The sequence below is a fragment of the Sphingopyxis sp. P8 genome, assembly GCF_020622175.1.
GTDB lineage: Bacteria > Pseudomonadota > Alphaproteobacteria > Sphingomonadales > Sphingomonadaceae > Sphingopyxis > Sphingopyxis jiangsuensis.
Genome location: NZ_JACNMK010000002.1, coordinates 1124281 through 1137569 on the forward strand (window position 1 = coordinate 1124281; position 13289 = coordinate 1137569).

Here is a 13289-nt window from a genome sequence, read left to right on the forward strand (position 1 = left end):
CGGACAGGAGCTGATGCACAAAGCCGGTTGAAACCGCCGGATCAGGAAAACCCATTTTGGCCGGTGCACCTCGAGTGCGAGCAATTGGTCGGGACCCGATCCGCGCGAAAGGCATCATGGCCAGCGGCGCATGACAAGGCCGCATCACAGGCCGGACACATGGCTGCACCAACCAGCAAAACGCATCGTTCCAGAAACCGCTTGCCAACGGAGGGCCGTCCACACACGGCCAGAATGAGACTCCCGTGGTTCGGTTGACTGGGCGCCTCGGCGCGGGGCATGGGCGGCTATGACCGACGCCCATGCTTCCGTGCCGCTCAAGCTGTTCAACAGCCTGACGCGCAGCCTCGAAACATTCGAGCCCGTCCACCCCGGCGAGGCGCGGGTCTATAGCTGCGGCCCGACGGTCTACAACTATCCGCATATCGGCAATATGCGCGCCTATGTCTTTGCCGACACGCTCGGGCGGACGTTGTCGTACAAGGGCTACAAGCTCACCCACGTCATCAACATCACCGACGTCGGCCATTTGACCGACGACGCCGATGCGGGCGAGGACAAGCTGGAAAAGGCCGCGGCCGAACGCGCCCAATCGATCTGGGACATCGCGCGCCATTATACCGAGGCCTATTGGGCCGACGTGAAGGCGCTCAACATCCGCCAGCCCGCGCACTGGTCGATCGCCACCGACTACGTCCCGGCGATGATCGACTTTGCGAAGGCGATCGCCGACAAGCATTGCTACGAGCTCGACGGCGGCCTCTATTTCGACACCACCAGCGTCACCGACTACGGCCGCCTCGCGCGCCATGGCACCGACGAGGGCGAGAGCCGCATCGACCCCGTCGACGGCAAGCGTCACCCCGCCGACTTCGCGATCTGGCGCAAGACGCCCGCGGGCGAGACGCGGCAGATGGAATGGGATTCGCCCTGGGGCCGCGGCGCGCCGGGCTGGCATCTCGAATGCTCGGTGATGTCCGAAGCGCTGCTCGGCTTCCCGTTCGATATCCACACCGGCGGCATCGATCATCGCGAGATCCACCATCCGAACGAGATCGCGCAGAACCAGGCGCACAGCTGCAGCGACGCCAGCGGCGCGCGCATCTGGATGCACAATAATTTCCTCGTCGACCGCAGCGGCAAGATGTCGAAATCGAGCGGCGAGTTCCTCCGCGTGCAGCTGCTGGTCGACAAGGGCTACCACCCTCTCGCCTATCGCTTGATGTGCCTGCAGGCGCATTATCGCAGCGAGCTGGAATTCAGCTGGGACGGCCTTGGTGCGGCGCTAACGCGCCTCAAACGGCTGGTGATGGCCGCCGCGCCGGTAAACGACGCGACACCGTCCGAAGCGACCGACCGGCGCCTTATAGACCTGTTGGCGAAGTTCGACGCAGCGATGTCCGACGACCTCAACACGCCCGTCGCGCTCACGCTGCTCGAAGAAGCAGCGGCGATGAAGAAGATCGACGCGGGCCAGAAGCGGGCAGCGCTCGCCGCAATGGATGTCGTGCTCGGCCTCGACCTGTTGACGATCAACCGTTCCGACCTACGCGTACGTCCGAAGGCGGCAACCATCGACGAGGACGAAATCGAGGCAACGCTCGCGCGCCGCAAAGACGCGCGAGCTGCCAAGGATTTCGCAGCTTCCGATACGCTGCGCGACGAACTCATCGCCGCGGGCGTCGACGTGATGGACGGCGACCCGCTCGGCTGGGATTGGCGCTCATACGTCGATTAGAAACGACCAGAATGTAGGCTCAAGTCCCTGTCGCCCACATGTCGCTTTCGCCAAAAGCTCGTTGAACATTTTCTGGCAACTATCGAACGACGCGATAAAAAAGACGCCCGCCCGATTGCTACCGAGCGGGCGTCAGATGAAGATCTCGGGTTTCCTGAAAGGAAGAGCTCTCCTGGGTCGCAAGGCGCGGATAGCTTCGCGAACAGATCGATGATTGTACGGCAGCGCCAAAAGATTCTTAGTCGGATGGAGTAGCGCGTTACCTTCTGCGGATCATCGAAGGCTGCGAAACGTGATCGACCAGCGTGGGGTGGGCATTGCCGCAATGCTGTGTTCCCACTCGTCGCGAATCTCGCCCTGCATATGATAGATCGAGCGTGGCGCGAGTTCGGCCGTGCGGCGCTCGAACCGGTCGGCGCATCGACGACGATAGCGCATGTTAGCCGTCGATCCGAGTGAGACGCCAATCACATGCTCGAATACCGGGCGATCTTTGTGCCAGCCGATCCCGGCACCGATCCCGTATTGGATGAGGAGTGCTTGTTCGAGAGCGGTGTTTGGGAGACCGGCGAAGTCTGCGGCGCGTTCGCGGAGCGGCTCGAGCCACGCGGGAATGAGGTCGCCCGGCGCAAAGAGGCCCGTCTGGAAATCGTAGGTCCAGCCGAACGAGCGGGTAAGCCGCTTTCCTTCCCATTGTTGGAACTGGAACGGGGCAAGATTTGCCGCTTCGACAAGAGTGATCAGACTTTGCTCCTCACCGGGAGCGACGAAATCATTGCAGTAGCTAAGACCGGCAGGAAGCGACGTGCCGAACAGATCGGATTGGCGCCCGAGCATAGTGCGATCCAAGCTTTGCGTTGTCACAATGGCAGATCGGCTTGCGCGAGAAGAGGCTCGACGAAAAACGTGTGGCGCGGCGGCTCTTCGAACAGCACCTCGTTGGGCAGCGTACCGTCGAGCCAGTGCATGACGTTGCGCCGCTCGACGATAACGCCATGCCGTGTCTGGTAGGGGATCACGTCAGCCCCGGCCGGGATGGTGAGTATCCGATAGGACAGCGGCCAGTCGGCGAGCGGGGGATCCCAGACGGCGGCGAGATAGAAGAAATTACCGCTGTCGAGCGTGACCCTGTACCGCTGGTCGCCGGTGCCCATGCGGAACTCGGACGCGGGGATCAGACAGCGGCGCTTCGGAAAGGCGCGGCCTTCGGAGCGGACGAAACGGAAATTGACGCCGTCCGAGAAACGCGGATCGCTTCCCCAGACCGCCTCGACCATTTCGACCTCGTTTTCATCCTCGGGATTGCGCCTTATGAGCGCACGGCGTCCGCCGTCCGGGGCATCGGGATCGAAAGGGGTTGGCGCCATTCCCATATGTGGAACATAATGGGAACGAAGATGAGTCGCAAGGGGCAGGGAACGACCGCGAATGTGCAACGATTACAGGCTGGAAGTCGACATCGCCTCGATCGCCGAGGATTTCGACGACCTCCAGATCAAGATCAAGATGCCCGAGGGCGCGCCGAACGTCCCGGCGCGCGAGGATGTCCGAATCACCGACATGGCCCCGATCGTGAAGGCGAGCGACGGCGATGCGGTCGGCGAGCTCGTTAATCGGCGCTGGAGCTGGCCGGGGCAGGGGAACAAGCCCGTCTACAATATCCGCTCCGAAGGGCGCGATCTTGGCGCGCAGCGCTGCCTCGTCCTGTGCGACGGCTTCTATGAATTCACCGACCCGACCGACAAATCGCAAAAGCGCCTCGATAAGTGGCTCTTCACGATAAAGGATCATCGCTGGTTCTGCATGGCGGGGATCTGGCGCGATGCCTTTGTCGGTGAGGCCTTCAGCCTGCTCACGATGGACGCCGGTCCCGATATCGCACCCTATCATCATCGTCAGATCATTCCGCTGCCGCGCGATCGGTGGGCGGCCTGGCTCGATCCGCGCGTGCCCGCCGCCGATATTCTGCAATGGCTTCCCGAAGGCAGCCTCGAGGTTCGCCAGGTCTATGGCAAACCGCCGGCGCAGGGAGCGCTTGCCTTGTGAGCGATTATGACGCGCTCCAGCGCTTCGCCGAGGCGCAGGCGGAGTTTTACCCGCGCGCCCTTGGCGAGATCGGGCGCGGCAAGAAGCGCTCGCACTGGATGTGGTTCATCTTCCCGCAGCTCGCCGGGCTCGGGCGGAGCGCCATGGCGCAGCGTTATGCGATCGCCGATCTCGGCGAGGCGCGCGCCTATCTCGCGCACCCGCTGCTCGGTGGCCGCTACTGGGAAAGCGTTGAGGCGCTCCAGGATCTCACGCTCAGCGATCCCGTCGCCGTGTTCGGCGAGGTCGACGCGATGAAACTGCGCTCCTCGCTCACCCTGTTCGAGGCGGCGAGCGATCGCCCCTTGTTCGCAGCGGCGCTCGATCGCTGGTTCGGTGGGGTCCGCGACGAGCGGACGCTGGCGCGATTGAAGCGCGCCGCCGCTCGCTAGGCCGCCGGGTCCGAAGCCTTGGGGGTCAGGATCAATGTCCGGCCTTCGACGCGCCAGGACCGCAGCTGTGAGAGGAAGTTCATGCCGAGGACGTCGGTGTCGGCGAGCCCCGGCGAGATCACGATCTTCAGCTTATGCGCTTCGATGCCGCCGATCTCGAGCCGGTCGACGGTGCCGGCATCCGCCCGCACGGTGCCGTTCGCGGTTTTCATGAGCAGCGGCACGAGCGTGGCATCGGCCTTCACGCCCGCGGCCGTAGCGGTCGCCTCGGACAGCGCGGTGATCGTGGCCCCGCTGTCGACCAGCATGCGCCGCTTTGTTCCGTTCAGTTCGACCTCGGCCCAGAAATGCCCGTCGCGGCTCATCGGAATGCGGACTTCGTCGCCGACGATCTCTTGGCTGTCGAGACCGAGGTTCGCGGTGATTCGCGAGAGATTGGGGTCGAAGGGCGCCTGCTGAAGCACGAGGAAAATGCCGAAAGCGAGCAGCGCGAAGGAGAAAAGCGCGCGAAGGACGCGCCCGACATAGGGAATCTTGAACAGGATGACGAGAATCAGCGCGGCGCCGACGGCGTAGATCGCGAGCTCATTCCAGGGAAGATCGGTGGTGATCGGCATGAATTTATCCGCCCGATTACAGCGGCGAAGGTGTCGCGTCACTGAATGATCCACAGCTGCCCGCCGCAGGTCGCTTGACGTCGGTTCCGGCAGAGTGGAACATATAGGGAACATTTGAGTCGGACCAGATATGACCGCACCGCCTTTCACGCAGCCCCGGCCAAGCGCCGAGGAGCTTCAATCGCTTCGCGATGCGGTGGCACGCGCCCAGTCGGTGCGCGGGCCGGTGCTGCCGTTCGACGTCGGCCCGCTCGACCATCTTCTCGGCGGCGGCGGGCTCGATGGCGCTGGACTCCATGAGGTTGCGGCCGCCTCGGCGAGCTGGGGCGACGATGCGGCGGCGACCTTGTTCGCCGCCGGGATCGCCGCGCGTTTCGCGGCGCCTGGCCTGTCGGCGCTCTGGGCGCTGACCCGCTTCGATCTTTATGCCCCGGGGCTCGAACAGGCCGGGCTCGGGCCTGAGCGGGTGCTTTATGCGCAGGGGAAGACCGACAAGGAACTGCTTGCGATGTGCGAGGATGCGCTTCGCGATGGCGCGCTCGCGTGCGTGGTGGCCGAAGTGAAGGCGGCCGACCAGACCGCGACGCGCCGGCTGCAGCTCGCGGCCTCCGAAGGCAAGACACCGATGCTGCTTTATCGCCGCTACCGGCGTTACGGCCAATGCCCGCTCACCGATCTCTCGCTGGCCTGCACGCGCTGGCGGATCGGAAGCCTTGCTTCGTCGCCGCTGTCGATGCCCGGCGTCGGGCGCGGGCGCTGGTCGGTCGAGCTTGTCCGCCAGCGCGGCGGGCCGCCTTTTTCCCTCGAACTGGAGGCGTGCGATGACCAGGGTCGCCTCGCTCTTCCTGCCGCAACTCGCGATCGAGCGATTGCGGCGGGCGGCGCCGATCTCGCGCTCGGGCACGCCGCCTGAGTTCGCGCGGGTCGCACCGCGCCTACCCGAGCCCATCGACGATAACCCCGGAGCCTGTTCGGTGCCGCGCGGCGGCGGTTGGCGACCGGGCGCGCGCTGGGCGCAGGAAACGTCGGCGCATGCACGGCCCGACCGGGCCGCGATCGACGCGATGCCAGCGCACCAGCGGCCGCCGATGCGCGAGCTTGGACGGCGGAGCGAGGCCGCGGCGCCGATCTTTCGCATGTCGCGCAGCGACGATGGAAATCCGGCGATAGGTGCCGCGCTTACAATGCCTGTTCAGTGGGGCGCGCGCCCGACGATCCTCGTCGCGCGCACCGGCCAGCGCGATATCGTCACCGCAGCTTGCCCGCTCGCGCTCGACCTCGGCCTTTCGCCCGGCATGGCGGCAGCGCATGCACGAGCGCTCGTGACCGATCTCGAGGTGCTCGATGCGGCTCCCGAGGCCGATGCGGCGTGGCTGGACCGCCTGGCTCTCCATGCGGTGCGGCACTGGACGCCGACCGCGGCGGTGTCGGGATGCGACGGGCTCTGGCTCGACCTTACCGGCACGACGCATCTCTTCGGCGGCGAGGCGCGCTTCGCCTCGCGGCTTGTGTCGTTCCTGCGCCGACTCGGTTTCACCGCGCGTGTCGCGATCGCCGGAACCCCCGGCGCCGCGCACGCGCTCGCGCGCTTTGGCGACGCGGCGGCACTGGTTCTGCCGGAAAGGGAGGAAGCGGAGGCGCTTGCGCCGTTGCCGCTTCGTGCGCTCCGGCTCGCGCCGGAGGCGCTGGCCGCGGCGGCGCGCTTCGGGATTGAGCGCATCGCAGACCTTTATCCCATGCCGCGCGGACCGCTCGCGCGCCGGCTCGGGCGCGGCACCGTCGAGCGGCTCGACCAGGCTCGAGGCCATGTGCCCGAGCCGATCGTCCCCGTCGTGCCGTTCGAGATGCCTCTTGTCTCGCGGCGGCTCGTCGAGCCGATCGCGACCGCCGAAGCGATCGAGCAGGTGATCGCCGATCTCGTCGGCGATCTTGTCGCCGATCTGCACGAACGCGGTCTTGGCGTGCGCACGCTGGTGCTCAGCTGCGAGCGGGTCGATGCGCGCGAGCAGCGCGTCGCGGTCGGGACGGCGCGGGCGACGCGCAACGCCAAGCATTTGCTACGCCTCTTCAAGCTCCGCATCGACCGGATCGAGCCCGGGCTCGGGATCGAGAGGATGGAGCTTGCCGCGCCGCAGGTCGATGCACTGGCGCCCGAGGCGATCGGCGCGGGGCTTACGGACGAGTCGCGCGCGCCCGATATTGCGCCGCTCGTCGACCAGCTAGCGGGCCGCGCTGGCGAGGCGGCGCTGTTTCGGCTCTCGGGACACGAAAGCGATGTGCCCGAGCGCGCGATCGGCCGCGTCGGCCCGCTGGCCAAGCCTGTCGGCTGGCCCGGCTGGCCGCGCCCGATCCGGATGCTGGGCCGGCCCGAGGCGCTCTCGGGGGTCGTCGCGCTGCTCCCCGACCATCCGCCGCGGCGCTTCGCGTGGCGCGGACGGAGTTACCGCGTCGTCGCCGGCGACGGGCCCGAGCGCATCCATGGCGAATGGTGGCGGCGCGCCGGCGAGATGTGGGCGGTCCGCGACTATTTCCGGGTCGAGGCCGAAAGCGGCGAGCGCTTCTGGCTGTTCCGCCGCGGTGACGCGATCACTGACAATACCGGCGATTTGAGCTGGTACATGCACGGCGTCTTCGGATGACAGCGCAGCTCACCACCTATGTCGAACTGCAGACGACGAGCCATTTCTCCTTTCTGCGGGGAGCCTCTTCGCCCGAAGAATTGTTCGCGAGCGCGGCGCTGCTCGGCCATTCGGCGCTCGGGCTTTGCGATCGCGGCAGTGTCGCCGGCATGGTCCGCGGCCTCTCGGGGCAGGAAGCGACGGGTGTGCGGCTGATTCCCGGCTCGCGTGTCGATCTTCGCGATGGCCGTTCGCTCCTCCTCTATCCGAAAGACCGCGCCGCTTGGTCGCGGCTCACGCGCCTCCTGTCGCTCGGTAAGGCGCGCGGCGGCAAAGGTAATTGCTGGCTCGACTGGGCTGATGTCGCTTCATGGTCCGATGGCCTCGTCGCGGTCCTCGTCCCCGACATGGCCGATGAGCGGACGCGGCTCGACCTAGACGAACTCCGCGAGACGTTCGGCCACGACGCCTATCTGGCGCTGTCGCTCCGGCGCCGGCCCGGGGATTTCGCGCGGCTGCGCGCGCTCGACGCATTGGGACGCGACGCGGGCGTGCGCCGCGTGGCTTGTGGCGACATCCTCTACCATGCGCCCGAACGCCGCCCGCTGCAGGATGTGCTGACAGCGATCCGCGAGAAGACCACCGTCGATGCCCTGGGGTTCAAGCGCGAGCGCTTCATGGACCGCGCCTTGAAGTCTCCCGCCGAGATGGAGCGGCGTTTCATGCTCTTTCCTGACGCGATCCAGGCGAGCGCCGATATCGCGGCGGCATGCCGCTTCGACCTTGCCGAGATCCGCTACCAATATCCCTATGAGGAAGTGATGGCGGGGCGCAGCGCGCAGGAAGCGCTCGCAGCGCTCACCGAGGAGGGCGCCGCGCGCATGTTTCCGGGCGGCGTGCCGTCGGCCTATCGGAAACAGATCGATCATGAGCTGCGGCTGATCGGCGAGCTGGGCTACGCGCCCTATTTCCTGACGGTCAATTCGATCGTCGCGGAGAGCCGACGGCGCGGGATCCTGTGCCAGGGTCGGGGGAGCGCGGCGAACAGCTGCGTCTGTTTCCTCCTCGGTGTCACCTCGATCGATCCGATCAAGCATGAGCTGCTCTTCGAGCGCTTCGTGTCGGGCGAACGCAAGGAGCCGCCCGATATCGACGTCGACTTCGAGCATGAGCGGCGCGAGGAAATCATCCAGTGGATCTACGAGACCTACGGCCGTCATCGCTCCGCGCTGACCGCCGTTGTCACGCGCTACCGGACGCGCGGCGCCGTGGCCGAGGTGGGGAAGGCGCTCGGACTGCCGCGCGACCTCACCAAGATGCTCACCGGCCTCGTATGGGGCTGGTCGGTAGACGGCATTCCCGACAAACAGATTGCGAGCCTCAATTTGAATGCCGACGATCATCGGCTCAGACTAACTCTCGATCTCGCACGCCAACTGATTGGAACACCGCGCCAATTGTCGCAGCATCCGGGCGGTTTCGTGCTAACCGAAGAGCGGCTCGACGATCTCGTTCCGATCGAGCCCGCGCGCATGGAAGACCGGCAGATCATCGAATGGGACAAGGACGATATCGACGTCCTCAAGTTCATGAAGGTCGACGTGCTGGGGCTCGGCATGCTCGGCTGCATGAACCGTGCTTTCAACCTGCTGCGCGAGCATAAGGGCGTCGATGTCGGCATGGCCGACCTGCAGGATGACGATCCTGCCGTTTATGCAATGATCCAGAAGGCCGATACGCTGGGCGTCTTCCAGATCGAGAGCCGGGCGCAAATGTCGATGCTCCCGCGCATCAAACCCAAATGCTTCTACGACCTGGTGATCGAGGTCGCGATTGTCCGCCCCGGCCCGATCCAGGGCGATATGGTCCATCCCTATCTTCGCCGCCGCGAGGGCAAGGAGAAGCCCGAATATCCGAAGCCCGAGCTTCGCGCGGTGCTCGAGAAGACGCTCGGCGTCCCGCTCTTCCAGGAACAGGCGATGAAGGTCGCGATCGTCGGCGCGGGCTTCACCCCGGCCGAGGCCGATCAATTGCGGCGGGCGATGGCGACCTTCAAACTGACCGGCGGCGTATCGCATTTCTACGACAAGCTCGTCGGCGGCATGGTCGAACGCGGCTACCCCAAGGATTTTGCCGAGCGCACCTTCAAGCAGATCGAGGGCTTCGGCTCCTACGGCTTTCCAGAGAGCCATGCCGCGTCCTTCGCCAAGATCGCCTATGCGTCCTGCTGGATGAAGCATCATCATCCCGACGTCTTCTGTGCCGCCCTGCTCAATGCGCAGCCGATGGGCTTCTATGCGCCCGCGCAGATTGTGCGCGATGCCCGCAATCATGGTGTCGAGGTGCGCCCGGTCTCGATCAACGACAGCCATTGGGATTGCACGCTGGAGGAGATCGGCGGGCGCTATCTCGCGGTGCGCCTCGGCTTTCGCCAAGTGCGCTCGCTCGCCAATATCCATGGCGCTGCGATCGTCGGGGCGAGGGGGGATTTGCCCTACGACTGCGTCGAGGATGTCTGGCGACGCGCGGGCGTGCCGCGCGCCGCGATCGAACGGATCGCCGAGGCCGACGGCTTCGCCTGCCTATCCGAGGACAGGCGGCAGGGCTTGTGGAAGGTACGGGGGCTGGACGAAGCGCCGCTGCCGCTCTTCGCGGCGGCGGATGCCCGCGAGGCCTGCTTCTCGCCCGAGGGGCTCGAACCCGCGACCGCGCTCCGGCCGATGACCGAGGGGCGCGAGGTGGTGGAGGATTATCGCACGCTGCAGCTATCGCTGCGCGCGCATCCGCTGAGCTTTCTGCGCGACGAGCTTGATGCCATGGGGATCATCCGCTGCGCGGACCTCCCGCATATTCGCGACGGGCGGAATATCGAGGTCGCGGGCGTCATCCTTGTCCGCCAGCGTCCCGGCTCGGCCAAGGGCGTGCTCTTCGTGACGATCGAGGACGAAACGGGCATCGCGAACGGCATCCTCTGGCCCGATCGTTTCGATATCTATCGCCGCGCGGTGATGTCGGCCTCGATGATCGCGATGCGCGGACGGCTGCAGAAGGAAGGCGAGGTCATTCACATCATCTGCGACCGGATCATCGACCATGACGCGATGCTGCGCGCGATCGCGCAGGGCGATGTATCGATAGCGCCGGGACGCGGCGATGGCGCGCGGAACGGGGGAAGGCCGGACTCGCGAGACGTGCCGCTTCGCATCCGAAGCCATGATTTCCATTGAACGATCGAAAAATGTGCCTCGACCAACCCCACTTCACCTGATTGAGATCGGCCACGGGATCGGCCATTCTTGAACAGGTTCGGCAGTTTTCATACGCAAATCACGGAGTTTATCGCCAAGGGAAACCGGCCAAAGTGGGCAATATTCGCTTAAACTCGAGCGTTGACGTCGATCTGCGAATGCCACATTCTAGTCGCAGGAGACCGGGAAATGCCGTCCGCGAAAGATCGCCGCGATGAGATCGTTAGCCTTGCTGCAGGTGTTCTCGGCAGTGAGAACGCAGCCAAGGATTGGATGCGTCAACCCGCAATTGGACTTAATGGACAAATCCCCGCGAAGCTTGTCCGAACGATTGCAGGCACTCGCCTAGTCGAAGAATATTTGATGCAGATGGAACATGGCGTTTACGTGTGAATGCATGCGCTGGGTCGCTCGGGACGGGGCGTGCCGATCATAACAGAGTCGGCCTTTGCACTAGGTAATACCGAAGAGAATATGTTAAGCAGCAAGAACTAAGGAGAGGCAGATGGCACTAAATGAGGATGTCCCTGGCGGTTAAGCTGGGAATTCGAAGCCACTTCACCATCGGCCATAAATCTGGCCCAAAAGGTAGCTGACGACCTTGCGAAGGTCGTCGAAATCGCCGTTGGTCATTTTCGTCAAAGCACTGCTACCTTGGAACAACGCATTCGCGTTCGGAGCGCGCAGCCAGTCGCTGGTTCGCTCCTCGGGAAAGAGCGTTACGAGCGAAGCGTAGATCGACAGTACGCAACCGATCCGTTCTATTACGTCCATTGGGATCGCCACGGCATCGTGGGCTTGCGCGCGAACTCTCCAGTCATTGAAGACAGCGAGATCTTGGATGCCGAGCAGAGCCATCTGCTCCTCCAAGTCCAACGTCCAAAGCTCGGCGATGTTGAGGAAGGTACGCAGGCCCGCCGGTCCATGTCGACCAGGGTCGATCTTCGTCGTGGGATACATCGAGTTCCACCCCAAGATGAAATCCTAGATTGCGGGAGGCGGCAGTAAGTCGGCGCCCAAGCTAGTTTGGCACTGGAGAGCCAAGCGCCCCATCACGGTTTTTCAGTCGGACCGAGTTCACCGAACGGCGGGTATTCCTGGCGACGCACGTTGAAAGGCAGTCCCAACCGCTGGGTTATTCGGCGCAATGAGGAGAATGCCGTCTTTCGCTTACGGGGCGGAATTTTCATCGCTCATCCCTTTAATGACAGTGGCTCAATCGCCGGTGCGGCTCTTTCGCCCAAGTCGCCTCTTACGATTGCTTGGAAGGTATTCCGATTAGTCATCGCTGTCAGCGCGATCTCGTTCGCGAGCGGACCTCGGCTGAGATTTTGTCGGTTTAGGGCTCGCCAAACGACTTTCGAAATGAACCGCAGTAGTCGGGACATCGGAGCCTCTCCATCGGAGTTCATAAGGCTCGCCGCATAGTGTTGGATGCACAACCACAACCATGCCCGATATGGTGTCGTACCCGTCGTCGGCCACGAGGCGAGCGAAGGACAGCAGTTCCGCTTCGAGCTCCGCTATCGGAATGGGTTTGTAGAATAAATATCGAAGCATGCCGGTCCTCCATGTTTGGGGCGGACCGGCAAAGCCGGGTGTTGGAAACCTGCTGTGACACAGGCGCATACGCCTTTACCGTCGCCGGCTGGACATGCGCGCATGCCACCCGGCCGATAAACATCGGCCAGGTGTCACAGAAGGGGTTTCCACGCCCCACCGCCGGGACAGACCAGCGGTGGCACAGTGGTCGCAGAACCGGGAAGCGAGCGCAAGACACTCTCGAAAATTTCCCAAGAATGGCTGATTTTATTCTTCAGGTAGCCATTTTGTCCCATTTGATCGGACGCGATCGGTTTTTCTACAACTTGTTGTTATAAATGATATTATTTGAGATTTTCAAATGCGAACGGGGCATCTCGGGGCCGAATTAGGCCGAATTGATCTACGGATGCGCCGCTATCGTGATCTAATTCGGGGATCGTTTCGAACGGGCGATTTGGGACCCAAATATGGTCCAGCGGAGATAGGACGATAATGACCGTTATCGTTCTACCGCTTGCGCCTCCTAGATGTCCGAAGATGCAATACAGGCGACATGCATGACGCGCTGTAAGCGGTCCCCGGAGCTAAAGCTTTGGATTGGTTCCTTCAGTAGGGTATCTTTTTCTCCGCGGGAGCACGCGGATCGACGAGGGGGGCATCTAACTGCGAGAGCTTCAAACGATGTCGTTCAGCATTGAATTGCCAACGCTGAAATTGTTCGAGCAGCTCGTTATTGAGCGCCTTGCTCGCTCGGAGTTCTTCGCGCGTCTCGTCAAGTTTTCGCCGTAGTGCGCCCACGGCCGAGCTTCCGTAGCGCTTTTCGCCAGCGTCTTTCGTATCATCCGCCAGACGCGCTCGCGCAATATTCCACGCGTCTTTGATGCGCGGCTGTTTGAGCATGGCGACCTTGCTGTAGACATGGCCGTGCGGCAGTTCCATCGCCAGGATAACAAGATAGGCCCGCCACGTTAGCTTGCCGGTCCAGCCACTAAGAAGCTCGATCGCCTTGTCGATGTCGCTGTCGGTCAATCGCGGTGCGCTAGACA

The 13289-nt window shown here is 63.8% G+C and carries 12 protein-coding genes; 7 read left to right on the forward strand and 5 right to left on the reverse strand.

From position 1 onward, the window contains the following. Positions 1 to 289 precede the first annotated feature (289 nt). Entirely contained in the window at positions 290 to 1738 is a 1449-nt protein-coding gene (cysS, locus tag H7692_RS13790; protein ID WP_227340363.1) for a cysteine--tRNA ligase, read from the forward strand. A 273-nt stretch (positions 1739 to 2011) separates the two neighbouring features. Here cysS and H7692_RS13795 read toward each other — a convergent pair whose 3' ends face one another. Next, entirely contained in the window at positions 2012 to 2575 is a 564-nt protein-coding gene (locus H7692_RS13795) for an alpha-ketoglutarate-dependent dioxygenase AlkB (protein ID WP_227340364.1), read from the reverse strand. A 23-nt stretch (positions 2576 to 2598) separates the two neighbouring features. After that, on the reverse strand, positions 2599 to 3111 hold the full coding sequence (locus tag H7692_RS13800; protein ID WP_227340365.1) for an SOS response-associated peptidase family protein: 513 nt from the start codon (positions 3109 to 3111) through the stop codon (positions 2599 to 2601). A gap of 55 nt (positions 3112 to 3166) precedes the next feature. Between H7692_RS13800 and H7692_RS13805 the strand changes: the two genes are divergently transcribed. Both H7692_RS13805 and H7692_RS13810 read left to right on the forward strand, forming a co-directional pair. After that, positions 3167 to 3784: an SOS response-associated peptidase gene (locus tag H7692_RS13805; RefSeq protein WP_227340366.1), complete on the forward strand. Its 618-nt coding sequence runs from the start codon at positions 3167 to 3169 to the stop codon at positions 3782 to 3784. Next, entirely contained in the window at positions 3781 to 4215 is a 435-nt protein-coding gene (locus tag H7692_RS13810) for a DUF1810 domain-containing protein (protein WP_227340367.1), read from the forward strand. The genes H7692_RS13805 and H7692_RS13810 overlap by 4 nt, the downstream gene beginning before the upstream one ends. Here H7692_RS13810 and H7692_RS13815 read toward each other — a convergent pair. Further along, entirely contained in the window at positions 4212 to 4832 is a 621-nt protein-coding gene (locus H7692_RS13815; RefSeq protein ID WP_227340368.1) for a TIGR02281 family clan AA aspartic protease, read from the reverse strand. The two genes, H7692_RS13810 and H7692_RS13815, sit on opposite strands and share 4 nt — an antisense overlap. Before the next feature lie 130 nt (positions 4833 to 4962). Between H7692_RS13815 and H7692_RS13820 the strand changes: the two genes are divergently transcribed. The 4 genes from H7692_RS13820 (at position 4963) to H7692_RS13835 (ending at position 11091) form a co-directional block, all read left to right on the forward strand. Next, positions 4963 to 5745, forward strand: coding sequence for an ImuA family protein (locus H7692_RS13820; protein WP_227340369.1), 783 nt, complete (start codon positions 4963 to 4965; stop codon positions 5743 to 5745). Next, positions 5654 to 7471: a DUF6504 family protein gene (locus H7692_RS13825; RefSeq protein WP_319796430.1), complete on the forward strand. Its 1818-nt coding sequence runs from the start codon at positions 5654 to 5656 to the stop codon at positions 7469 to 7471. Before H7692_RS13820 ends, H7692_RS13825 begins: the two co-directional genes overlap by 92 nt. Continuing rightward, positions 7468 to 10677, forward strand: coding sequence for an error-prone DNA polymerase (locus H7692_RS13830; RefSeq protein ID WP_227340370.1), 3210 nt, complete (start codon positions 7468 to 7470; stop codon positions 10675 to 10677). Before H7692_RS13825 ends, H7692_RS13830 begins: the two co-directional genes overlap by 4 nt. A gap of 210 nt (positions 10678 to 10887) precedes the next feature. Further along, entirely contained in the window at positions 10888 to 11091 is a 204-nt protein-coding gene (locus tag H7692_RS13835; RefSeq protein WP_227340371.1) for an MbcA/ParS/Xre antitoxin family protein, read from the forward strand. A 165-nt stretch (positions 11092 to 11256) separates the two neighbouring features. On the opposite strand, the gene H7692_RS13840 is transcribed toward H7692_RS13835, so the two are convergent. Together H7692_RS13840 and H7692_RS13845 are read right to left on the reverse strand one after the other, a co-directional pair. Continuing rightward, on the reverse strand, positions 11257 to 11658 hold the full coding sequence (locus tag H7692_RS13840) for an antitoxin Xre/MbcA/ParS toxin-binding domain-containing protein (protein ID WP_227340372.1): 402 nt from the start codon (positions 11656 to 11658) through the stop codon (positions 11257 to 11259). 1191 nt (positions 11659 to 12849) lie between these two features. Next, the gene (locus tag H7692_RS13845; protein ID WP_227340373.1) at positions 12850 to 13272 is read right to left on the reverse strand and encodes a hypothetical protein; all 423 of its coding nucleotides are present in this window, start codon (positions 13270 to 13272) and stop codon (positions 12850 to 12852) included. Positions 13273 to 13289: the final 17 nt, after the last annotated feature.

Bases quoted from the DNA above. Each gene is read 5' to 3' on its own strand.
- cysS (WP_227340363.1), top strand. From the start codon at position 290: ATGACCGACGCCCATGCTTCCGTGCCGCTCAAGCTGTTCAACAGCCTG.
- H7692_RS13795 (WP_227340364.1), bottom strand. From the start codon at position 2,575: ATGCTCGGGCGCCAATCCGATCTGTTCGGCACGTCGCTTCCTGCCGGT.
- H7692_RS13800 (WP_227340365.1), bottom strand. From the start codon at position 3,111: ATGGGAATGGCGCCAACCCCTTTCGATCCCGATGCCCCGGACGGCGGA.
- H7692_RS13805 (WP_227340366.1), top strand. From the start codon at position 3,167: ATGTGCAACGATTACAGGCTGGAAGTCGACATCGCCTCGATCGCCGAG.
- H7692_RS13815 (WP_227340368.1), bottom strand. From the start codon at position 4,832: ATGCCGATCACCACCGATCTTCCCTGGAATGAGCTCGCGATCTACGCC.
- H7692_RS13820 (WP_227340369.1), top strand. From the start codon at position 4,963: ATGACCGCACCGCCTTTCACGCAGCCCCGGCCAAGCGCCGAGGAGCTT.
- H7692_RS13825 (WP_319796430.1), top strand. From the start codon at position 5,654: ATGACCAGGGTCGCCTCGCTCTTCCTGCCGCAACTCGCGATCGAGCGA.
- H7692_RS13830 (WP_227340370.1), top strand. From the start codon at position 7,468: ATGACAGCGCAGCTCACCACCTATGTCGAACTGCAGACGACGAGCCAT.
- H7692_RS13835 (WP_227340371.1), top strand. From the start codon at position 10,888: ATGCCGTCCGCGAAAGATCGCCGCGATGAGATCGTTAGCCTTGCTGCA.
- H7692_RS13840 (WP_227340372.1), bottom strand. From the start codon at position 11,658: ATGTATCCCACGACGAAGATCGACCCTGGTCGACATGGACCGGCGGGC.